Source organism: Sphingobacterium nematocida, assembly GCF_900168125.1.
GTDB classification, from domain to species: Bacteria; Bacteroidota; Bacteroidia; order Sphingobacteriales; family Sphingobacteriaceae; genus Sphingobacterium; species Sphingobacterium nematocida.
In genome coordinates, this window is record NZ_FUZF01000010.1 from 1 (window position 1) to 18,854 (window position 18,854).

The 18,854-nt window shown below is 38.4% G+C and carries 31 protein-coding genes and 1 pseudogene; 30 read left to right on the plus strand and 2 right to left on the minus strand.

The window, feature by feature from the left end:
• Together B5X76_RS11465 and B5X76_RS11470 are read right to left on the minus strand one after the other, a co-directional pair.
• Positions 1-261 (minus strand): annotated as a pseudogene (locus B5X76_RS11465) (IS256 family transposase); the annotation flags it as partial.
• 941 nt (positions 262-1,202) lie between these two features.
• On the minus strand, positions 1,203-2,090 hold the full coding sequence (locus tag B5X76_RS11470; protein WP_079643260.1) for a DUF3078 domain-containing protein: 888 nt from the start codon (positions 2,088-2,090) through the stop codon (positions 1,203-1,205).
• A gap of 358 nt (positions 2,091-2,448) precedes the next feature.
• Between B5X76_RS11470 and rplC the strand changes: the two genes are divergently transcribed.
• The 30 genes from rplC to B5X76_RS11620 all read left to right on the plus strand — a co-directional run bounded on the left by rplC (position 2,449) and on the right by B5X76_RS11620 (position 18,827).
• Complete coding sequence (gene rplC / locus B5X76_RS11475) at positions 2,449-3,066, plus strand: 50S ribosomal protein L3 (protein WP_079643261.1); 618 nt, start codon at positions 2,449-2,451, stop codon at positions 3,064-3,066.
• 5 nt (positions 3,067-3,071) lie between these two features.
• Entirely contained in the window at positions 3,072-3,701 is a 630-nt protein-coding gene (gene rplD / locus B5X76_RS11480) for a 50S ribosomal protein L4 (protein ID WP_079643262.1), read from the plus strand.
• Between the two features lies 1 nt (position 3,702).
• Positions 3,703-3,993, plus strand: coding sequence for a 50S ribosomal protein L23 (gene rplW, locus B5X76_RS11485; protein ID WP_079643263.1), 291 nt, complete (start codon positions 3,703-3,705; stop codon positions 3,991-3,993).
• A gap of 6 nt (positions 3,994-3,999) precedes the next feature.
• The gene (gene rplB / locus B5X76_RS11490; protein WP_079643264.1) at positions 4,000-4,827 is read left to right on the plus strand and encodes a 50S ribosomal protein L2; all 828 of its coding nucleotides are present in this window, start codon (positions 4,000-4,002) and stop codon (positions 4,825-4,827) included.
• Entirely contained in the window at positions 4,827-5,093 is a 267-nt protein-coding gene (gene rpsS / locus B5X76_RS11495; protein ID WP_021071214.1) for a 30S ribosomal protein S19, read from the plus strand. The genes rplB and rpsS overlap by 1 nt, the downstream gene beginning before the upstream one ends.
• Before the next feature lie 6 nt (positions 5,094-5,099).
• The gene (rplV, locus tag B5X76_RS11500) at positions 5,100-5,531 is read left to right on the plus strand and encodes a 50S ribosomal protein L22 (RefSeq protein ID WP_079643265.1); all 432 of its coding nucleotides are present in this window, start codon (positions 5,100-5,102) and stop codon (positions 5,529-5,531) included.
• A 12-nt stretch (positions 5,532-5,543) separates the two neighbouring features.
• On the plus strand, positions 5,544-6,356 hold the full coding sequence (gene rpsC, locus B5X76_RS11505; RefSeq protein WP_079643266.1) for a 30S ribosomal protein S3: 813 nt from the start codon (positions 5,544-5,546) through the stop codon (positions 6,354-6,356).
• A 57-nt stretch (positions 6,357-6,413) separates the two neighbouring features.
• On the plus strand, positions 6,414-6,836 hold the full coding sequence (gene rplP, locus B5X76_RS11510; protein WP_079643267.1) for a 50S ribosomal protein L16: 423 nt from the start codon (positions 6,414-6,416) through the stop codon (positions 6,834-6,836).
• A 96-nt stretch (positions 6,837-6,932) separates the two neighbouring features.
• Positions 6,933-7,151, plus strand: coding sequence for a 50S ribosomal protein L29 (gene rpmC / locus B5X76_RS11515; RefSeq protein WP_021071218.1), 219 nt, complete (start codon positions 6,933-6,935; stop codon positions 7,149-7,151).
• Between the two features lie 13 nt (positions 7,152-7,164).
• On the plus strand, positions 7,165-7,419 hold the full coding sequence (gene rpsQ / locus B5X76_RS11520; RefSeq protein ID WP_021071219.1) for a 30S ribosomal protein S17: 255 nt from the start codon (positions 7,165-7,167) through the stop codon (positions 7,417-7,419).
• 1 nt (position 7,420) lies between these two features.
• The gene (rplN, locus tag B5X76_RS11525) at positions 7,421-7,789 is read left to right on the plus strand and encodes a 50S ribosomal protein L14 (RefSeq protein WP_037498951.1); all 369 of its coding nucleotides are present in this window, start codon (positions 7,421-7,423) and stop codon (positions 7,787-7,789) included.
• Positions 7,790-7,791: 2 nt separating this feature from the next.
• The gene (gene rplX / locus B5X76_RS11530; RefSeq protein ID WP_079643268.1) at positions 7,792-8,133 is read left to right on the plus strand and encodes a 50S ribosomal protein L24; all 342 of its coding nucleotides are present in this window, start codon (positions 7,792-7,794) and stop codon (positions 8,131-8,133) included.
• On the plus strand, positions 8,133-8,702 hold the full coding sequence (gene rplE, locus B5X76_RS11535; protein WP_079643269.1) for a 50S ribosomal protein L5: 570 nt from the start codon (positions 8,133-8,135) through the stop codon (positions 8,700-8,702). The genes rplX and rplE overlap by 1 nt, the downstream gene beginning before the upstream one ends.
• The gene (gene rpsN / locus B5X76_RS11540) at positions 8,695-8,964 is read left to right on the plus strand and encodes a 30S ribosomal protein S14 (protein WP_079643270.1); all 270 of its coding nucleotides are present in this window, start codon (positions 8,695-8,697) and stop codon (positions 8,962-8,964) included. Before rplE ends, rpsN begins: the two co-directional genes overlap by 8 nt.
• A 144-nt stretch (positions 8,965-9,108) precedes the next feature.
• Entirely contained in the window at positions 9,109-9,507 is a 399-nt protein-coding gene (gene rpsH, locus B5X76_RS11545) for a 30S ribosomal protein S8 (protein ID WP_021071223.1), read from the plus strand.
• A 23-nt stretch (positions 9,508-9,530) separates the two neighbouring features.
• A complete protein-coding gene (gene rplF, locus B5X76_RS11550) occupies positions 9,531-10,085 on the plus strand; it encodes a 50S ribosomal protein L6 (RefSeq protein ID WP_079643271.1) in 555 nt (184 codons plus the stop codon).
• Positions 10,086-10,090: 5 nt separating this feature from the next.
• A complete protein-coding gene (gene rplR, locus B5X76_RS11555) occupies positions 10,091-10,444 on the plus strand; it encodes a 50S ribosomal protein L18 (RefSeq protein ID WP_079643272.1) in 354 nt (117 codons plus the stop codon).
• Positions 10,445-10,456: 12 nt separating this feature from the next.
• Entirely contained in the window at positions 10,457-10,975 is a 519-nt protein-coding gene (gene rpsE / locus B5X76_RS11560) for a 30S ribosomal protein S5 (RefSeq protein WP_079643273.1), read from the plus strand.
• A gap of 5 nt (positions 10,976-10,980) precedes the next feature.
• A complete protein-coding gene (gene rpmD, locus B5X76_RS11565) occupies positions 10,981-11,160 on the plus strand; it encodes a 50S ribosomal protein L30 (protein WP_079643274.1) in 180 nt (59 codons plus the stop codon).
• A gap of 113 nt (positions 11,161-11,273) precedes the next feature.
• Entirely contained in the window at positions 11,274-11,720 is a 447-nt protein-coding gene (gene rplO, locus B5X76_RS11570; protein WP_079643275.1) for a 50S ribosomal protein L15, read from the plus strand.
• A gap of 3 nt (positions 11,721-11,723) precedes the next feature.
• Entirely contained in the window at positions 11,724-13,061 is a 1,338-nt protein-coding gene (secY, locus tag B5X76_RS11575) for a preprotein translocase subunit SecY (protein WP_079643276.1), read from the plus strand.
• 9 nt (positions 13,062-13,070) lie between these two features.
• Positions 13,071-13,853 carry a type I methionyl aminopeptidase gene (gene map / locus B5X76_RS11580; protein ID WP_079643277.1) on the plus strand — a complete coding sequence of 261 codons (783 nt, stop codon included), beginning with the start codon at positions 13,071-13,073 and terminating at the stop codon, positions 13,851-13,853.
• Between the two features lie 76 nt (positions 13,854-13,929).
• Positions 13,930-14,148 carry a translation initiation factor IF-1 gene (gene infA, locus B5X76_RS11585; RefSeq protein WP_079643278.1) on the plus strand — a complete coding sequence of 73 codons (219 nt, stop codon included), beginning with the start codon at positions 13,930-13,932 and terminating at the stop codon, positions 14,146-14,148.
• 36 nt (positions 14,149-14,184) lie between these two features.
• On the plus strand, positions 14,185-14,301 hold the full coding sequence (gene ykgO, locus B5X76_RS11590) for a type B 50S ribosomal protein L36 (protein ID WP_021071232.1): 117 nt from the start codon (positions 14,185-14,187) through the stop codon (positions 14,299-14,301).
• Positions 14,302-14,330: 29 nt separating this feature from the next.
• A complete protein-coding gene (rpsM, locus tag B5X76_RS11595; RefSeq protein WP_021071233.1) occupies positions 14,331-14,708 on the plus strand; it encodes a 30S ribosomal protein S13 in 378 nt (125 codons plus the stop codon).
• Between the two features lie 10 nt (positions 14,709-14,718).
• Positions 14,719-15,108, plus strand: coding sequence for a 30S ribosomal protein S11 (gene rpsK, locus B5X76_RS11600; protein WP_079643279.1), 390 nt, complete (start codon positions 14,719-14,721; stop codon positions 15,106-15,108).
• Positions 15,109-15,176: 68 nt separating this feature from the next.
• Positions 15,177-15,785 carry a 30S ribosomal protein S4 gene (gene rpsD, locus B5X76_RS11605; RefSeq protein ID WP_079643280.1) on the plus strand — a complete coding sequence of 203 codons (609 nt, stop codon included), beginning with the start codon at positions 15,177-15,179 and terminating at the stop codon, positions 15,783-15,785.
• Between the two features lie 88 nt (positions 15,786-15,873).
• Complete coding sequence (locus B5X76_RS11610; protein WP_079643281.1) at positions 15,874-16,866, plus strand: DNA-directed RNA polymerase subunit alpha; 993 nt, start codon at positions 15,874-15,876, stop codon at positions 16,864-16,866.
• Between the two features lie 128 nt (positions 16,867-16,994).
• Positions 16,995-17,522, plus strand: coding sequence for a 50S ribosomal protein L17 (rplQ, locus tag B5X76_RS11615; protein WP_079643282.1), 528 nt, complete (start codon positions 16,995-16,997; stop codon positions 17,520-17,522).
• Positions 17,523-17,693: 171 nt separating this feature from the next.
• Positions 17,694-18,827 (plus strand): aspartate aminotransferase family protein, encoded by a 1,134-nt coding sequence (locus B5X76_RS11620; protein WP_079643283.1) that lies wholly within the window; start codon positions 17,694-17,696, stop codon positions 18,825-18,827.
• Positions 18,828-18,854: the final 27 nt, after the last annotated feature.

Here is an 18,854-nt window from a genome sequence, read left to right on the forward strand (position 1 = left end):
CCGTCCAGACTCCAGCTCAAAAGTACCTGTATTAAGTCCCCGAACAGTTTTCTTAGTCTTACCATTCCGACGATTGGAATTACCTAATGCCTTATCTTCCTGAAGATGACTCTCTAGCTCGCCATCCATCATAGACTCTAGTAAATGCTTCATTAAGGGCGCTAGAACGCCGTCGTTCGGAGATAAACTCTTCCCGTTATAAAGACCTTGCATAGCTTCCTCTTTGAAGCGTTCAAAGTCAAATGGGGTCTTGTCTTTCATGACCATGTCGTTTGAATAATTAAATATAAAAAACCTTATTGAATTATTCCGCTGACACAGTTTACGTTACAGTCTCGTAGTAAATCTTAAAGTTGTACAACATTGTGCCTTTTTTATGCATACATTTACTCATGTTCAATAGTGTCTTGTTGTAGGAATAGAATTTTAACGTTTTATATACCAAGTAATCTCTAGTCCTGTACGATTTATCGTTAATGTGTTACCGGTTTGTCACAAACTCATACTAGTAAAGGTTTAGGTCTATATAGCTTGTACTTTCGCTACGTAACATGCGTTTAAAGAAATGTAAATCAATTACAAACGATAATAAGTTCGCTTTATAGTTAATTACCTGTGTCGCAACCTATATACAGTTCCTTTCCTATTTGTATGCGTACGAGACAAAGTAGGAGCAGTTTTTGGTCTATTTATATCTTTTTATTAAGCAAGTGTGGTTTCTTGTCAAATTGCTACGTAACGAGTATATATTTTGGGCTGAATATGGTAAATAACTATGCTAGACTGCGACAAAATTGTAGCAGATTAATTTTTATTGTCGTCAGTTTCTCGGATTCTTGAATGACTTTGTCTCACATTAGAACAAGGACACATTCATGTTACGTAGCATGGGTTTGCTATTTGATCTTTTTTTTGCCGTACACCGTCAAATGTGTGGCAGTGCGCGATACACTGTGTAAGTGGTTTATTTAAGTACTAGATTGTGTTTTTCAATGTCATTTGCCGCATTCCGATAAGTGTGGTAATATTTCGAATAGAGGTCGTAATCAAGAGGGGAGAAATAAAGCAAAACGCTATTCGTTAATTTGTTGCAGCCAATCAAGTATAAGCTATAGATATAAAAGCAGAACATCACCTAATTTCTCAGGTGCTGTTCTGCTTTTGTAAAAACATAAGATACTTTTTTGTTCGTACTTATTAAGTTAAAACTTATAAGTAATACCAGCGCCTAAGATCTGTTTTACTTGAAGTCTGGCTCCTGTTCCAACTTCTACATTGTTTTCAAAAATTGGGATTTTAGTATTATCATCATAGACTAATTGGACGCCCGCATTGACAGTGATGAATTTGTTAACCTTCATAAAAAGATTAGCCGTATAGTCGACATCAACATTTTGTGGTTTTTCCCTATAGTTCGAATAAAGTTTAAGTATGTTTTCAAACGATATATTTTCCATCAGATCTACTTTATAGTATGCATCTAAAGACGCGCCGAATTCGAATCTCGATTTTTTACCCTCCTCAAGACCATATGAGGTTTCGTCTATATCTTTGTTGGTCACAAAAACAAAACGTGCAGCAGCAGGAGAAACGTTTATTTTAAAGTTGTCCGATTCTTTAAATGCAATACCTGGACCAAAACTCAAGTAGGCTGGAGCAAATCCTGCAGACAAAAGTTTATTTGTACCATCGGTGTTGTACTTATATCCTTTGGCAAACTGTGTATTAAAGTTTGTGAAGAAGGTATATAGTAATTTTTCACTGATTTGACGGCCAACTAGAGAACTGTAAACAAAGCGATCATCATTCTTCCTCCAATCGGTTTCCTTTTGGAAAGTTTGACCGTAAGCTGCCAATACCTTGTTGTCCCAGCTCCATTTGTCTTTTTTGTAGTTAAAGTCGTAATTAAGTACAATATTTCCTGCAAACGAGTTTACTCCTCCGGCAGCCCAGTTCGAAAATGTACTTTGATTAATTAGAAACGTGTTTTCTCCTTTGATTGTCCAGTTTTTTGTGGAATCAGTTTGGGCCGTTGCACAACTGAGCCCTAAAATCATTAGTGTTGTTGAAAGTAAAAAAGTTTTTTTCATATGTGTATAATTATTTCATGATCCGCCAGCTGGCGGATCGGTTTGTCTTTCATTTGTGATAAGGCTATCAGATTTATTCAGTCCAACAAGGAAATGAATAGATCATGATGGTTTCATAAAGTCTATTTTTTGTTAATAACAAAAATAGTTGAGTTTTGTTCGGTTTGTGACGGGAGACATTCCCTTTTTTTAAACCTAAAGAAATAGTAGAGGCTTAATCTTCAAAATAAAAAAAATAATACATTAACTATTTGATAGTTATAAAAAACTTTTTACCTTTGCAATCCCTTATTGGGGAAAGTATGTCTTGAGCGAAGCCCTACTGCTTCGATGGACTTTAATTAATTTAATATAAAAAATGTCAGGAATTATTGGTAAAAAAGTAGGAATGACCAGCCTGTTCAACGCTGATGGGAAGAATATCCCATGTACAGTAATCGAGGCTGGGCCGTGCGTGGTAACGCAGATACGTACGGTAGAGAAGGACGGTTATTCGGCAGTTCAGCTTGGCTATGATGATGCTAAGGAAAAGAACACGACGGCCCCTTTAAAAGGACACTTTGCAAAAGCAGGAGTGGCTCCTAAGCGTAAACTAGTTGAATTCAAAACTTTCGAGGATGAGAAGGGACTAGGAGACATCGTTGATGTAACTTTATTTGAAGAAGGAGAGTACGTAGATGTAGTCGGTACTTCTAAAGGTAAAGGTTTTCAGGGTGTAATGAAGCGTCATGGATTTGGTGGTGTAGGTGGTGCGACTCACGGTCAGCACAACAGATTACGTGCTCCAGGTTCAATTGGTGCGGCTTCATGGCCTTCACGTGTATTCAAAGGAATGCGCATGGCGGGTCGTACAGGTGGTGACAGAGTGAAAGTTCAAAACTTACAGGTTTTGAAAGTTTACGCTGAGCAAAACCTAATCGTTGTTAGTGGTTCCATTCCAGGAGCTAAAGGTTCATATGTAATCGTAGACAAATAGTAGAGATGGAAGTTAACGTATTAAATTTATCAGGTAAAGAAACAGGTGCCAAGGTGCAACTTCCTGAATCGGTATTTGGTGTAACGCCAAACGACCATGCGATCTACTTAGATGTTAAGCAGTACCTAGCGAATCAACGTCAAGGGACGCACAAGTCAAAACAACGTAATGAGATTGCGGGTTCAACTCGTAAATTACACAAACAAAAAGGTACTGGTGGTGCTCGTGCGGGTTCTATCAAATCTCCATTGTTTAATGGTGGTGGTCGTGTATTCGGTCCTCAACCTCGTGACTATAGCTTTAAATTGAATAAAAAATTGAAGCAACTAGCACGTAAATCAGCGTTGTCGTACAAAGCACAAGAAAACAATGTAGTTGTTTTAGATGCAGTTAGTTTCGATACGATCAAAACTAAAAACTATGTGTCTTTAGTAAACGCATTAAATGTAGCTGACGAGAAAACACTTTTAGTGTTGCCAGCATACGATAACAATGTTTATTTATCAAGCAGAAACTTGAAGAAAGCAAAAGTTGTAGTAGCTTCTGATTTGAATACATACGATGTATTGAATGCTACTAAATTATTGTTGACAGCAGATTCTGTTAAAACTTTGGAGGAAGCATTAGCTAAGTAATATGGAAATTATTAAAAAACCTATCTTAACTGAGAAAGCTTCATTGTTAACGGAAAAATTAAACCGTTACGCTTTCAAAGTAGATCATAGAGCAAACAAAATCCAGATTAAATCTGCTATCGAAGAGATGTTTGGTGTGACTGTAGTTGCAGTAAATACTTCTGTTGTAGCTGGAAAAGCAAAAAGCCGTTATACTAAAGCTGGCTTTGTATCAGGAAGAGCTCCTAAATATAAAAAGGCCGTCATTACAGTTAAGGATGGTGAAACTATTGATTTTTACAGTGTTATATAAGTAAAGATGGCAGTTAAAAGATTCAAACCGGTTACCCCTGGTACTCGTTTCAGAGTAGGTGCTGACTATTCAGACGTTACAACAAACGTTCCTGAGAAATCATTAGTCGTAGGTATCAACAAGAAATCAGGTGGTCGTAATAAGTCCGGTAAAATGACTATGCGTTATCTCGGTGGGGGACATAAAAAAGTATACCGGATTATAGATTTCAAACGCGATAAAAAAGATATCCCTGCAACAGTAGCTACTATCGAGTACGATCCAAATCGTACAGCACGTATTGCTTTATTGCACTACGCAGATGGTGAAAAACGTTACATTATTGCGCCAACAGGATTACAAGTTGGTCAAGTTATAGTAGCGGGCGAAAAAGTTGCTCCAGAAGTTGGTAACACATTACCATTAGCAAACATTCCATTGGGTTCTATCATTCACAACATTGAATTGAACCCAGGTCAAGGCGGTTCAATCGCTCGTTCGGCTGGTACATATGCGCAATTGTCTGCTCGTGATGGTAAATATGCTATTATCAAATTGCCTTCTGGTGAGACTCGTATGATCTTGTTGACTTGTGTTGCTACTATTGGTTCTGTTTCTAACGCAGAGAGAGCAAATCAAGTATTAGGTAAAGCAGGACGTAAGCGTCACTTAGGTCGTCGTCCTCGCGTTCGTGGTGTTGCAATGAACCCAGTCGATCACCCAATGGGTGGTGGTGAAGGCCGTACTTCTGGAGGTCACCCACGCTCACGTACAGGTGTGTTGGCTAAAGGTTACAAAACACGCTACAAGAAGAAAACATCGAATCGTTACATCATTGAAAGAAGGAAAAAATAATGGCTCGTTCAATTAAAAAAGGTCCTTATATCGATCACAACTTAGAAAGAAAAGTTCTTTCTCAGAATGAATCAAACAAAAAATCAGTAATTAAAACTTGGTCTCGTAGATCAATGATTTCTCCTGATTTTGTTGGCCATACCTTCGCAGTGCACAACGGGAATAAATTTATCCCTGTTTATGTAACAGAAAATATGGTCGGTCACAAGCTTGGTGAATTTGCGCCTACGCGTACATTCAAAGGCCACGCAGAAAAGAAAAAATAATAGGTAATGGAAGCAACAAAAAAACTCAAAAAATCTGTCTTAATTAGACAGCGCAAAGAGCAGGAAAAGGCTCAAGTAGGAGGAGCTTCTACTGCCAAGTTATTGAATTGCCCTACTTCACCTCGTAAGATGCGTTTAGTAGTGGATCTTATCCGTGGCGAAAAAGTGGAAAACGCTCTTTACATTCTTAAGCATACAGGTAAAGAAGCTGCTGCTCGTGTTGAAAAATTGTTATTATCAGCAATTAAAAACTGGGAAGCTGCGAATGAAGGCTCTTCAGTTGCAGACAGCGCTTTGTTTGTGAAAGAAGTATCTGTAGGCGGTGGCCGTCAATTGAAAAGATTACGTCCAGCTCCACAAGGTCGTGGATATAGAATCCGTAAGCGTTCTAACCATGTAACTTTGGTAGTAGATAGTTTAAATAAAGTTAACAACTAATTTATTATAAGAATGGGACAAAAAGCAAATCCAATAGGTAGCAGATTAGGTATCATCAAAGGATGGGACTCTAACTGGTTCGGCGGAAAAAACTATTCCGATAAATTAGTTGAGGACGAAAAAATCAGAAAGTACCTTTCTGTACGTATCGCTAAAGGCGGCGTAGCAAAAGTAGTTATCGAAAGAACTCTAAAGCGTGTTACAGTTACTATCCATACTGCACGTCCAGGAATCGTTATCGGTAAAGGTGGTCAAGAAGTTGACAAGATCAAAGAAGAGTTGAAAAAACTGACTAAAAAGGATGTTCAAATCAATATTTTCGAGATCAAACGTCCTGAACTTGATGCTAAACTGGTAGCGGAAGGTGTAGCTAAGCAATTAGAAGCACGTATTTCATTCCGTCGTGCAATGAAAACTTCTATCGCTTCTACTATGCGTATGGGTGCTGAAGGGATCAAGATCATGTGTTCTGGTCGTTTAGGTGGTGCTGAGATGGCGCGTACGGAGCAGTATAAAGAAGGAAGAACTCCTCTTCATACATTACGTGCAGACATCGATTACGCATTGGCTGAAGCATTAACTACATACGGTAAAATCGGTATCAAAGTTTGGATCTGTAAAGGTGAGGTTTACGGTAAACGTGACTTATCTCCTAATATTGGTCAAACTTCGAACGTGAAAACTCGTGGTGGAAATGAAGGTGCTGCAGATCGTCGTGATAACCGTGGTGGTAATAACCGTGGCCCTCGTCGTGATAACAACAACAATCGTGGTGGAAACCGTGGCGGAAATAACCGTGGTGGAGCAGCAGCTAAAAGAGATTAATTAATAACAAGATTTAAAAGTGTCCCGTCACTGGCGGGACTTAAATAAAATACGAACATGTTACAGCCAAAAAGAACGAAGTTCAGAAAGATGCAGAAGGGCCGTATGAAAGGTAACGCTACGCGTGGTGCGGAGTTATCTTTTGGTTCTTTCGGTATCAAATCAATGGAAGAAGCATGGATCACCAGCCGTCAGATTGAGGCAGCTCGTATCGCCGTAACACGTTTCATGAAACGTGAAGGTCAAGTATGGATCCGTATCTTCCCTGATAAACCGGTTACTAAAAAGCCTGCAGAGGTACGTATGGGTAAAGGTAAAGGTGCTCCCGAGTATTGGGTAGCCGTAGTCCGCCCAGGTCGTATGTTATTCGAAGCTGAAGGTGTGCCTTTAGAGGTAGCAAAAGAAGCTTTGCGTTTAGCAGCTCAAAAATTGCCGGTACAAACTAAGTTTGTTATACGTAGAGATTACGTTGAAGCATAAAAATCGTTGGTAATGTCAACAGTTTAAGCCTTGTGGCCGTTACCCACAAGGCTCAACATAAACATCGTTGATAACCCAACACAACACTGAAAGAAAATGAAGAATTCAGAAATCGTAGAATTAACAACAGAAGCTTTAACAGCTAAACTCGTAGAAGAGAAAGCTGCTTTAAACAAGTTAAAATTTGCACACGCTGTTTCTGCTATTGAGAACCCTAATGTTCTTACAGCAGCTCGCAAAAATATCGCTCGTATCTCAACCGAGATCTCGAAACGTAAAAATGCAGCAAAATCTGAAACAGCCTCTGAGGCGTAAAATTTAAGTCGAAATGGAAAGAAATTTAAGAAAAACAAGAATCGGCTTAGTAGTTAGCGATAAGATGGACAAGTCTATCGTAGTAGCTGTAGAACGTAAAGTAAAACACCCTATCTACGGTAAGTTCGTTAAGAAAACTACTAAATTCAAAGCTCATGACGAAACAAATACCTGCGGTATCGGCGACACGGTATTAATTATGGAAACTCGTCCGCTGAGTAAAACAAAGAACTGGAGATTAGTTGAAATTTTAGAAAGAGCTAAATAACATGGTACAACAGGAATCAAGACTAAATGTAGCTGACAATAGCGGTGCTAAAGAAGTTTTAGTAATCCGTGTGTTGGGCGGTACGCGTAAGCGTTATGCATCGATCGGTGATAAAATTGTTGTTACCGTAAAAAGCGCTATCCCTTCAGGAAACGTTAAAAAAGGATCAGTATCTAAGGCTGTTGTCGTACGTACAAAGAAAGAAATCCGTCGTAAAGATGGTTCTTACATTCGTTTCGATGATAATGCGGCAGTATTGTTGAATAATAACGATGAACCACGTGGAACACGTATTTTCGGCCCAGTAGCTCGTGAATTACGTGAGAAGCAGTTTATGAAAATTGTATCACTAGCACCGGAGGTTTTATAATTATGGCACAGAAAACAAAAACAACTCACAAAATCAAAATTAAGAAAGGTGATTTAGTGAAAGTTATCGCTGGTAACTCTAAAGGTGTTCAAGGAAAAGTATTGTCTATTTTAGTGGACGCTAATAGAGCTGTCGTTGAAGGCGCTAACATCGTTAAAAAACACACTAAACCAAGTGCAGCTAATCCTCAAGGTGGTATCATTGAGAAAGAAGCTGCTATCACTATCTCAAACTTAGCGTTGATCGATCCAAAAACTGGAAAGACTACTCGTGTAGGACGTAGAGTTAATGAAGATGGTAAAATTGTTCGTTACGCTAAAAAATCAGGGGAGGAAATTAAATAATGACTTACGTACCAAGATTAAAAGCAAAATATGCGGAAGAGATCCGCACTGCGCTTAAAGAAAAATTCCAGTATAAAAGCGTTATGCAAGTTCCGAAGCTAGAGAAGATAGTAGTATCACAAGGTGTCGGAGCAGCTACAGCAGATAAGAAATTGATTGATAGCGCTATTGCAGAGTTATCAATGATTACTGGACAGCAAGCTGTTGCAACGAAATCGAAAAAGGATATATCGAACTTCAAACTTCGTAAAGGAATGCCTGTTGGTGCTCGCGTTACATTGCGTGACAACAACATGTACGAGTTCTTAGATCGTTTGATCGCTGTTTCTTTGCCACGTATTCGTGACTTCCGTGGAATCAACGATAAAGGATTCGACGGTAGAGGTAACTACAATTTAGGAGTAACAGAGCAGATCATCTTCCCAGAGATCAACATTGACAAGATCAACAAGATCACAGGTATGGATATCACTTTTGTGACTTCAGCTCAAAATGATATTGAGGCATTGGAGTTATTAAAACAATTCGGTTTACCATTCAAAAATCAAAACTCGAACAACAATGGCTAAAGAAGGATTAAAAGCACGCGAAGTAAAGCGTCAAAAATTGGTAGCTAAGTATGCAGCAAAACGTGCCGCTTTAAAAGAAGCTGGTGATTATGCTGGATTAGATAAATTACCAAAGAATGCTTCACCAGTTAGATTACACAATCGTTGTAAATTAACAGGACGTCCTAAAGGATATATGCGTCAGTTCGGCATCTCTCGTGTTACTTTCCGTGAGATGGCTTTAGACGGAAAAATCCCGGGAGTTACAAAAGCTTCTTGGTAAGGATTAAAAAAATACTTACTTTTGCCCGGATAAATCCTTTTTAAGGATTTATCGGGTTTTTTGTATTGCAAATTTTATTTACAGGTAGTAGGTCTTCTCCCGAGAGTCGGGATTTGAAACCATTATCACAATTTATATTACATAATGAATACAGATCCAATAGCGGATTACCTTACACGAGTAAGGAATGCCATTAAGGCCAACCATAGGGTTGTTGAAATTCCTGCATCGAACCTTAAAAAAGAAATTACTAAAGTTCTTTTTGACAAAGGTTACATTGCTAATTACAAGTTCGTAGAAGAAGGACCTCAGGGTTCTATCAAAATTGCGTTAAAGTATAACCCAATTAGCAAAGTACCGGCTATTCGCACATTGACACGTGTGAGTAAACCTGGTTTAAGAAAGTATGCAAGTGTTGAAAACATGCCTCGCGTTTTGAACGGTTTGGGTATCGCTGTCTTGTCAACTTCTAAAGGAGTAATGACAGATAAAGAAGCCCGCTTACAGAATGTTGGTGGTGAAGTTTTATGTTACGTTTATTAATCTAGGAAAAAACACACAAAGACATGTCAAGAATTGGAAAAGCACCTATCGCTATTCCTTCGGGAGTATCGATTTCTGTATCAGACAAGAATCTGGTAACAGTAAAAGGTCCTAAAGGTGAATTAACTCAGAAAGTAGATAGCGATATTTCTGTTAAAGAAGAAGATGGAAACATCATCGTATCTCGTCCTACTGAGCAGAAAAAACACAAAGCATTACACGGGTTATACCGCGCATTAATCCAGAATATGGTTGTGGGTGTAACAGAAGGTTATAAAACTACACAAGAATTAGTCGGTGTTGGTTACCGTGCTTCAAGCAATGGTAACACATTGGAGTTGACTTTAGGTTTCTCTCACCCGATCGTTTTCGTATTGCCACAGGAAGTTAAAGTTACAACAACTGCTGAGAAGGGTAAAAACCCTACTATCACTTTGGAGTCAACAGACAAACAATTAATCGGACAAATTGCTGCGAAAATCCGTGGCTTCCGTAAACCAGAACCATACAAAGGTAAAGGTGTTAAGTTTGTAGGTGAAGTATTAAGAAGAAAAGCAGGTAAATCAGCTAAAAAATAATAACCATGGCAGGAATTAAAACATCTCGCAGAGAGCGAATTAAAAAAGGAATAAGAAAACACCTGACTGGATCTACTGAACGTCCTCGTTTGTCTGTTTTCAGATCGAATAAAGGTATCTACGCGCAAGTTATTGATGATACTACAGGTAAGACCTTAGCATCAGCTTCAAGCTTGGCAAAAGACTTTGTAGCTTCTGGAAATAAAGTAGAGCAATCTAAAGCTGTTGGTAAATTGGTAGCTGAGAAAGCTGTAGCAGCAGGTATTAGTAAAGTAGTTTTTGACCGTAATGGGTACTTATATCACGGCCGTGTGAAATCATTGGCAGAGGGTGCTCGCGAAGGCGGTTTAGACTTTTAATTGATAGAAAAAATGGCATTAAGCAATATTAAAAGAGTAAAATCAAGCGAGATTGAATTGAAAGATCGCTTAGTAAGCATCCAACGTGTAGCGAAAGTAACTAAAGGTGGTCGTACTTTCAGTTTTTCTGCTATCGTAGTAGTTGGTGACGAAAACGGTATCGTTGGTTTCGGTTTAGGAAAAGCTAAAGAGGTAACTGAGGCTATCACTAAAGGTATCGATGATGCAAAGAAAAACTTGGTGAAAGTTCCGATTATTAAAGGAACTGTTCCTCACGAGCAATACGGTAAATTTTCAGGTGGTTCAGTATTGATTAAACCAGCTGTAGGTGGTACTGGAGTATTAGCAGGTGGTGCGATGCGTGCCGTATTAGAATCTGCTGGTATTAAGGACGTATTAGCAAAATCTTTAGGATCATCAAACCCGCACAACGTGGTAAAAGCAACAATTGATGCTTTAGCTAATATGCGTGACGCATATACAGTGGCTCAACACCGCGGTGTCGATTTAAATAAAGTATTTAACGGTTAATTATCATGGCAAAAATTAAAATCACCCAGATAAAGAGCGTTATCGACAGAAGCGAGCGCCAGAAGAAAACTATTGAGGCTTTAGGATTGAGAAAAATCAATCACTCAGTAGAAGTAGAGGCTACACCGGCTATTATCGGTATGGTTCGTAAAGTGAACCACTTAGTAGCTATTGAGACTATCTAAAAACAGTACTATGGAAAGAATTTCGGTTCTTTCCATTAGTTGTTTATAATTTAATTGTTAATCGTTGTGACCTGTTTAGTGAAAGCGAAGGCACAACATAATCTTAGTTTAAAATGAACTTAAGTAATTTAAGACCAGCAGCTGGTTCAACAAAAAGCAGAAAACGTATAGGTCGTGGACAAGGTTCCGGTCGTGGCGGTACATCTACACGCGGTCACAAAGGTGCTGGATCTCGTTCTGGTCACTCTACCAAAATCGGTTTCGAAGGTGGTCAAATGCCTTTGCAACGCCGTGTGCCTAAGTTTGGATTCAAAAATGCAAACCGTGTTGAATACAATGGTGTAAACTTAGATGTTCTACAAAGTTTAGTAGAAAAATACAACCTTACTGTAGTTGATTTCGATACATTGAAAGAGCATGGTTTAGTTTCTAAAAATGACTTAGTAAAAGTTTTAGGTCGTGGAGAATTTAGTGCTAAAGTTGAGGTTAAAGCACATGCATTTTCAGCTTCAGCTCAGAAAGCTATCGAAGCCGCAGGTGGTTCCATCGTAAAACTTTAATACATGAAGAAACTAATCACAACCTTAACCAATATATGGAAAATTGAAGATTTACGCAATCGTATCGTAAATACGTTGTTATTTCTTCTCATTTATCGTATTGGATGTCACGTGGTGTTGCCAGGTGTTAATCCAGATGCATTAGCTACAGGGCAAAAAGAAGGCCTTCTTGGACTTTTGGATATGTTTGCTGGAGGTTCATTCTCTAGATCAGCTATCTTTGCTTTAGGCGTAATGCCTTATATTTCTGCATCAATCGTTGTACAATTATTGGGGATTGCTGTTCCTGCGTTTCAGAAAATGCAAAAAGAAGGTGAGTCTGGACGTAAAAAGATGACTTCGATAACTCGTTATTTGACATTAGCTATCACATTAGTGCAAGCTATCGCTTACGTTAAGACACAAATCGAACCGGCTGCAAAAACTATTGCAGATCCTATGTTCACTATTCTTGCTGCTATTGTTTTGACTGCAGGTACACTGTTTGTGATGTGGTTGGGTGAGAAAATCACCGATAAGGGTATTGGAAATGGTATTTCTTTAATCATTATGGCAGGTATTATCGCACAATTGCCAGGCGGTGCCGTGGCTGAGTGGGCTTCAAGAATGAGTCCTAGCGGTGGTGGTATCATCCCTATTCTGATTGAAGCTATTGCGTTATTCTTTATAGTGATCTTTACTATTTTGATCGTTCAGGGAGTGCGTAAAATACCAGTGCAGTACGCTAAAAAGATAGTTGGTAATAAACAAGTAGGAGGTGTACGTCAGTATATACCTTTAAAGGTAAATGCGGCTGGTGTAATGCCAATTATCTTCGCTCAGGCGATTATGTTTTTGCCAATGTCCTTAGCACAGTTTTTCCCTAATCTTCAATCCGATTTCTTGACATCGTTAACGAATTTTACTTCAGTAGCTTATAATGTGACGTTCGCAGTTTTAATTATTGCCTTCACGTTCTTTTACACAGCTATTATGGTAAATCCTCAACAGATGTCTGAAGACATGAAGAAAAATGGAGGATTTGTACCAGGGATTAAACCGGGATATGATACGAATTTGTTTATAGACAATGTAATCTCTCGTATCACTTTTCCAGGTGCGGTTTTTTTAGCAATCATTGCTATTATGCCAGCTATAGCTAGTGCCGCTGGTGTGAATAATCAATTCGCACATTTTTATGGAGGTACGTCACTTTTGATTTTGGTGGGTGTAGTATTGGATACCCTTCAGCAGATCGAGTCTCATCTATTGATGCGTCATTATGATGGTTTGATGAAAACAGGACGTGTTAAAGGACGTTCGGCTGTAGGTGTTGAAGGATACGATCAATCTGCTATTTAATATCTTTAGATGTCTAAAGTAATCTATAAAACAGAAGAACAAATTGAGCAAGTGCGAGAGTCTGCAAATGTACTCTCGCGCTTACTTGCTGAAATAGCTAAAGTTATCACTCCAGGGATTACTACATTATCCCTTGATAAATTAGCTTATGATTTTATTCATGATAATGGAGGTACTCCAGCTTTCTTGAATTATCATGGTTTTCCTTTTTCTTTATGTATTTCGGTTAACGATCAAATAGTTCATGGTTTTCCAAGTGACTATGAGATTAAAGAAGGCGACTTAGTTTCAGTAGATGGAGGCGTTAACTTAAACGGTTTCATTTCTGATTCTGCATATACATTTGGAGTAGGCGAGGTTTCGCAGAAAGCTCAACAATTGTTGGACGTTACTAAAGCATCCCTTTATAAAGGGGTGGAACAGGCAGTGGCAGGTAAAAGAGTAGGAGATATTTCATCAGCGATTCAAGAATATGTTCAGCCTTATAATTTTGGAATTGTAAGAGAGTTGGTAGGTCATGGCGTAGGATTACATTTACATGAAAAACCAGAAGTTCCAAATTACGGTAAGCGCGGTTCTGGACCAAAGTTGGAATCTGGATTAGTGATCTGTATCGAACCAATGATAAATGCCGGTAAAGCTGGTGTTAAATTTTGGGACGACGGATGGACTGTTAGTACTATCGATGGCAAACTTTCTGCTCATTTTGAACAAATGGTGGCTATAAGAAAGGGAGAGCCCGATGTGCTGTTGAATTTTGATGAAGTAGAGAAAGTTTTGAATAAAAAGTAGTTAGCTTTCAATATTTTTATTTATCTTTGCACTCCTGTTGGTGCAGGCTATACAAACGTTAATTAGTAATTGATATATGGCTAAACAAGCCTCGATAGAACAAGACGGTGTTATCAAAGAAGCATTATCTAATGCGATGTTCAGGGTAGAGTTAGAAAATGGGCATGAAATTATTGCGCACATTTCTGGTAAAATGCGTATGCATTATATTAAAATTCTACCTGGAGACAAAGTTAAATTGGAAATGTCTCCTTATGATTTAACTAAAGGAAGGATAACATATCGTTATAAATAAGGTATTGCTCTGTGAAGAGCTTAACAATTTAGTAAAATGAAAGTAAGAGCATCAGTAAAAAAACGTAGTGCGGATTGTAAGATCATCCGTCGTAAAGGAAAGATTTTTGTGATCAACAAAAAGAACCCTAAATTCAAACAACGTCAGGGATAATTAATTAACAAAATCGCTTAAAATATTATATGGCAAGGATATCAGGTATAGATTTACCTAAAAACAAAAGAGGCGTTATTGGCCTTACCTACATTTTTGGTATTGGTAGTGCGACTGCTGCATATATCTTAGATAAAGCAGGAATTAGTCAAGATGTAAAAGTTTCGGAATGGAATGATGATCAATTGGCTGCTATTCGTACGATTATCAATGATGAAATTAAAGTAGAAGGTGCTTTACGTTCAGAGGTTCAATTGAATATCAAACGTTTAATGGATATTGGTTGTTACCGTGGTTTACGTCACCGTAAGCATTTACCAGTTCGTGGTCAGCGTACTAAAAACAACTCACGTACTCGTAAAGGAAAACGTAAGACAGTTGCAAACAAGAAAAAAGCTACTAAATAACAAGTAAGAAATGGCTAAAAGTAAAAAAGTCACAAAAAAACGTATCGTTGTTATCGAGCCTGTAGGTCAAGCTCATATCAATGCTACTTTTAACAACATTATTATTACTTTGACTAATAATTCTGGTCAAACTATTTCATGGTCTTCAGCTGGTAAAATGGGCTTCAGAGGTTCTAAAAAGAATACTCCGTATGCAGCAGGTCAAGCAGCAAACGATTGTGGTAAAGTTGCACATGATCTAGGATTACGCAAAGTAGAGGTTTTCGTTAAAGGGCCTGGTGCTGGACGTGAGTCTGCTATCCGTACGTTACAAACCGTAGGAATCGATGTAACGACTATCAAGGATATTACTCCACTTCCTCACAATGGTTGTCGTCCTCCAAAACGCAGAAGAGTTTAATAATATTATTGTTTAAGATTAAGATTCATCAGCTTTAGGCTGGTAGATACTTCAAACAGAGAAAAAAAATGGCAAGATATACAGGACCAAAGTCCAAAATCGCGCGTAAATTCAGAGAGCCAATTTTTGGCCCTGATAAGGCATTAGAAAAAAAGAATTATCCTCCTGGTCAACATGGCCCATCAAAAAGAAGAGGAAAACAATCTGAATATGCTATTCAGTTGTTAGAGAAGCAAAAAGCTAAGTATACTTACGGAGTTTTAGAACGTCAGTTTGCTAACTTATTTGTAAAAGCTGCTGCAAAGCAAGGTATTACAGGTGAAAACTTCTTGAAATTATTAGAAGCACGTTTAGATAACGTAGTATACCGTTTAGGTATCGCATCGACTCGCGCTGCTGCTCGTCAGTTAGTTTCGCACAAGCATATTACTGTTAACGGTAGTGTCGTTAACATTCCATCATATAGCATTCGTCCAGGCGACGTCATCGCTGTTCGTGAGCGCTCACAAGCTTTAGAGGCTATCTCTAATTCTGTAGCAGGAAGAACAATCAACAAATACGGTTGGTTAGAGTGGGACGCAAAAGCATTAACAGGTAAGTTTTTGACATACCCAGAGCGTGCTGACATTCCTGAGAATATCAAAGAGAACTTAATCGTAGAGTTATACTCTAAATAATAATTAATAACTATGCATAATTCCGATTCTCGGGATTATGCATCTGTTATTAAGATATACATTGTTGAAAAATATTAAAATATTATAAATGGCAATTTTAGCATTTCAAAGACCGGATAAAGTTATCATGCAAAAATCAACAGATTTTGATGGTACTTTCGAATTTCGTCCATTAGAGCCAGGTTTTGGTGTTACTATTGGTAATGCTTTACGCCGTATTTTATTGTCCTCTCTAGAAGGATATGCGATTACGTCGGTAAGATTTTCGGGCGTGTCACACGAATTCTCTACGATCAAAGGTGTAGCAGAAGACGTAACTGAGATCATCTTAAACTTGAAACAAGTTCGTTTTCAAAAGAGTGGTGAACAAGGCGACAGCGAGAAGATTTTTGTAGTTATCAATGGTCAAGAACAGTTTAAAGCAGGCGATATCACTAAGTTTTCTAACAACTTTACTGTATTGAATCCAGACTTCGTAATTTGTAACATGGAAAGCTCTGTAACTATTGAGGTAGAGTTGTCTGTTTCAAAGGGACGTGGTTACGTAAATGCGGAAGAGAATAAGGTAACTGATGGACCTGTAGGTTTAATCGCTATCGATTCTATTTACACTCCGATTAAGAATGTGAAATATACCATTGAAAATTACCGTGTAGAACAAAAAACTGACTACGAGAAATTGTTGTTAGATATATCTACAGACGGATCAATTCACCCGGAGGATGCTTTGAAAGAAGCTGCTCGTATTCTTATTCAGCACTTTATGTTGTTCTCTGATGAGAATATGCTGTTGGAGTCGCAAACGAAAGAGGAAACCAAAGTCGTTGACGAGGAGATCTTACATATGCGTAAGATTTTGAAAACAGAACTAGTAGACTTAGATCTTTCTGTGCGTGCATTGAACTGTTTAAAAGCGGCGGATATTCGCACATTAGCTGAGTTAGTTACTTACGACGTAGCTGATATGTTGAAATTCCGTAATTTCGGTAAGAAATCTTTAAGTGAAATTCAGGAATTGGTAAAATCAAAAGGTTTATCATTCGGAATGAACTTGTCTAAGTTTAAATTGGACGAAGAATAATAAATAAAAATAAAAGCGACCTGTTGCGTAATTCCTCGAACGAAGTGGATTAAGTTAGAGATTAGAATCTTCTCCTCTTATTGATTTCATTTCTTTAAGAACGGTACGCACGAAAAAACACTAAGAAAATGAGACACGGAAAAAAAGTAAATCACTTAGGCCGCACTGACAGTCACCGTAAGGCGATGTTAGCTAATATGGCGACTTCATTAATCAAGCACAAACGTATTACTACTACTTTAGCAAAAGCTAAAGCTTTACGTACTTATGTTGAGCCATTAATCACGAAATCTAAAAATGATACGACACACTCTCGTCGTACGGTATTTGCTTACTTGAAAGATAAGGACGCAGTAACTATTTTGTTCCGCGAAATATCTGAGAAAGTAGCAACACGCCCAGGCGGTTATACTCGTATTATTAAGTTAGAAAACCGTTTAGGTGACAATGCTGAGATGGCATTTGTTGAGTTGGTAGATTATAACGAGGTTTACGGCAAAGACGCTAAAGCTGAGAAGAAAACTACTCGCCGCCGCGGTGGTGCTAAGAAAAAAGCTGCTGAAGGTACAGAAACAGTGGAAGTTGTTGAAGAAGTAAAAGCTGAAGAAGCTGTTGCAACCGAAGAAGCTCCTGCTACAGAAGAGAAAAAAGACTAATTTTTTCTTTCCTTAAAAATATTAGGCCTATCATCAGCGATGATAGGCCTTTTTTTGTTTAATCTTTTATATAGCTAGTTATCACAGGTTTTTTCGTTTATTCATAGCGTATTAAGTGCGTCTTAGTTATATTTGTGCATAGTTTTGTTTACACTAATTATTATTTAATTGATGAATTTGTTTGATGTTTACCCCGTTAATCCTATTAACATCGTACGGGCCACAGGATCCAAACTTTGGGATGCTGCAGGTAATGAGTATTTAGATTTGTATGGTGGCCATGCAGTGATATCTATAGGGCATACACATCCCCACTATGTTAAATCTATTACCGACCAGTTAAATAACATTGGTTTCTATTCTAATTCAATTGAAATCCCTATCCAGAAGCGGTTGGCTACACAACTTGGAGTAATATCCGGGAAAGAGGACTATTCACTTTTTTTGTGCAATTCGGGAGCAGAAGCAAATGAAAATGCATTGAAATTGGCATCTTTTCATACCGGTAGAAAGAAAGTTATAGCATTTTCAAAGGCATTTCACGGTCGAACGTCATTGGCTGTAGCTGCTACCGATAACCCCGCAATAGTAGCTCCGGTAAATCAGACAGACAATGTGACTTTTTTGCCGTTTAATGATGAACAGGCATTGTCGGAGGCCTTTACATCTTATGGAAGCGAAGTTGCAGCTGTAATTATCGAAGGAATACAGGGAGTGGGTGGAATACGAGAGGCATCTATACCGTTTATTCAATTGATTCGAAACCTATGCGATCAATACGGGGCCGCTTTTGTCGCAGATTCTGTACAGTGTGGTTATGGACGTACTGGGTTATTTTATGCCCATGATTACGCAGGAGTTCAGGCTGATATTTATACGATGGCGAAGGGAATGGGAAATGGATTTCCTATAGGAGCCATCAGTATAGCGCCTCAGTTTAAGGCATCTTTTGGTTTGTTGGGAACAACATTTGGAGGTAATCATTTAGCGTGTGCGGCAGCGGTGGCTGTGTTGGACGTGATGGAATCTGAAAAGTTGATTGAAAATGCGAAAAGTATCGGCGACTACCTGATTTCTGAATTGAAAGGGTTTGATAGGGTTCAAGAAGTGAGAGGAAGGGGCTTGATGATAGGTATTGATCTTCCTGAAGAGTTAGCACATGTGAAGAAGGATTTACTGGTGAAAAATCGTATATTTACGGGAGAGGCTAAACCAAATGTTATTCGTATTCTCCCTGCTTTAAATATCGATAAAGGTATAGCTGATAGATTCTTGACCGCCTTAGACGAGCGTCTAAAGGCTTAAGATACTATAGTTTCAACGAATTGTATA

What these genes read in the sequence shown, in the direction of transcription:
- rpsS (WP_021071214.1), top strand. Translation starts at nt 4,827, where the DNA reads ATGGCTCGTTCAATTAAAAAAGGTCCTTATATCGATCACAACTTAGAA.
- rpmD (WP_079643274.1), top strand. Translation starts at nt 10,981, where the DNA reads ATGGCAAAAATTAAAATCACCCAGATAAAGAGCGTTATCGACAGAAGC.
- rpsQ (WP_021071219.1), top strand. Translation starts at nt 7,165, where the DNA reads ATGGAAAGAAATTTAAGAAAAACAAGAATCGGCTTAGTAGTTAGCGAT.
- rpsM (WP_021071233.1), top strand. Translation starts at nt 14,331, where the DNA reads ATGGCAAGGATATCAGGTATAGATTTACCTAAAAACAAAAGAGGCGTT.
- rplO (WP_079643275.1), top strand. Translation starts at nt 11,274, where the DNA reads ATGAACTTAAGTAATTTAAGACCAGCAGCTGGTTCAACAAAAAGCAGA.
- rpsN (WP_079643270.1), top strand. Translation starts at nt 8,695, where the DNA reads ATGGCTAAAGAAGGATTAAAAGCACGCGAAGTAAAGCGTCAAAAATTG.
- rplD (WP_079643262.1), top strand. Translation starts at nt 3,072, where the DNA reads ATGGAAGTTAACGTATTAAATTTATCAGGTAAAGAAACAGGTGCCAAG.
- rplE (WP_079643269.1), top strand. Translation starts at nt 8,133, where the DNA reads ATGACTTACGTACCAAGATTAAAAGCAAAATATGCGGAAGAGATCCGC.
- map (WP_079643277.1), top strand. Translation starts at nt 13,071, where the DNA reads ATGTCTAAAGTAATCTATAAAACAGAAGAACAAATTGAGCAAGTGCGA.
- B5X76_RS11620 (WP_079643283.1), top strand. Translation starts at nt 17,694, where the DNA reads ATGAATTTGTTTGATGTTTACCCCGTTAATCCTATTAACATCGTACGG.
- rplF (WP_079643271.1), top strand. Translation starts at nt 9,531, where the DNA reads ATGTCAAGAATTGGAAAAGCACCTATCGCTATTCCTTCGGGAGTATCG.
- rpsE (WP_079643273.1), top strand. Translation starts at nt 10,457, where the DNA reads ATGGCATTAAGCAATATTAAAAGAGTAAAATCAAGCGAGATTGAATTG.
- B5X76_RS11610 (WP_079643281.1), top strand. Translation starts at nt 15,874, where the DNA reads ATGGCAATTTTAGCATTTCAAAGACCGGATAAAGTTATCATGCAAAAA.
- rplP (WP_079643267.1), top strand. Translation starts at nt 6,414, where the DNA reads ATGTTACAGCCAAAAAGAACGAAGTTCAGAAAGATGCAGAAGGGCCGT.
- rplX (WP_079643268.1), top strand. Translation starts at nt 7,792, where the DNA reads ATGGCACAGAAAACAAAAACAACTCACAAAATCAAAATTAAGAAAGGT.
- rplW (WP_079643263.1), top strand. Translation starts at nt 3,703, where the DNA reads ATGGAAATTATTAAAAAACCTATCTTAACTGAGAAAGCTTCATTGTTA.
- rplV (WP_079643265.1), top strand. Translation starts at nt 5,100, where the DNA reads ATGGAAGCAACAAAAAAACTCAAAAAATCTGTCTTAATTAGACAGCGC.
- ykgO (WP_021071232.1), top strand. Translation starts at nt 14,185, where the DNA reads ATGAAAGTAAGAGCATCAGTAAAAAAACGTAGTGCGGATTGTAAGATC.
- secY (WP_079643276.1), top strand. Translation starts at nt 11,724, where the DNA reads ATGAAGAAACTAATCACAACCTTAACCAATATATGGAAAATTGAAGAT.
- rplB (WP_079643264.1), top strand. Translation starts at nt 4,000, where the DNA reads ATGGCAGTTAAAAGATTCAAACCGGTTACCCCTGGTACTCGTTTCAGA.
- rplR (WP_079643272.1), top strand. Translation starts at nt 10,091, where the DNA reads ATGGCAGGAATTAAAACATCTCGCAGAGAGCGAATTAAAAAAGGAATA.
- rpmC (WP_021071218.1), top strand. Translation starts at nt 6,933, where the DNA reads ATGAAGAATTCAGAAATCGTAGAATTAACAACAGAAGCTTTAACAGCT.
- rplQ (WP_079643282.1), top strand. Translation starts at nt 16,995, where the DNA reads ATGAGACACGGAAAAAAAGTAAATCACTTAGGCCGCACTGACAGTCAC.
- rpsK (WP_079643279.1), top strand. Translation starts at nt 14,719, where the DNA reads ATGGCTAAAAGTAAAAAAGTCACAAAAAAACGTATCGTTGTTATCGAG.
- rpsC (WP_079643266.1), top strand. Translation starts at nt 5,544, where the DNA reads ATGGGACAAAAAGCAAATCCAATAGGTAGCAGATTAGGTATCATCAAA.
- rplN (WP_037498951.1), top strand. Translation starts at nt 7,421, where the DNA reads ATGGTACAACAGGAATCAAGACTAAATGTAGCTGACAATAGCGGTGCT.
- rpsD (WP_079643280.1), top strand. Translation starts at nt 15,177, where the DNA reads ATGGCAAGATATACAGGACCAAAGTCCAAAATCGCGCGTAAATTCAGA.
- rpsH (WP_021071223.1), top strand. Translation starts at nt 9,109, where the DNA reads ATGAATACAGATCCAATAGCGGATTACCTTACACGAGTAAGGAATGCC.
- infA (WP_079643278.1), top strand. Translation starts at nt 13,930, where the DNA reads ATGGCTAAACAAGCCTCGATAGAACAAGACGGTGTTATCAAAGAAGCA.
- B5X76_RS11470 (WP_079643260.1), bottom strand. Translation starts at nt 2,090, where the DNA reads ATGAAAAAAACTTTTTTACTTTCAACAACACTAATGATTTTAGGGCTC.
- rplC (WP_079643261.1), top strand. Translation starts at nt 2,449, where the DNA reads ATGTCAGGAATTATTGGTAAAAAAGTAGGAATGACCAGCCTGTTCAAC.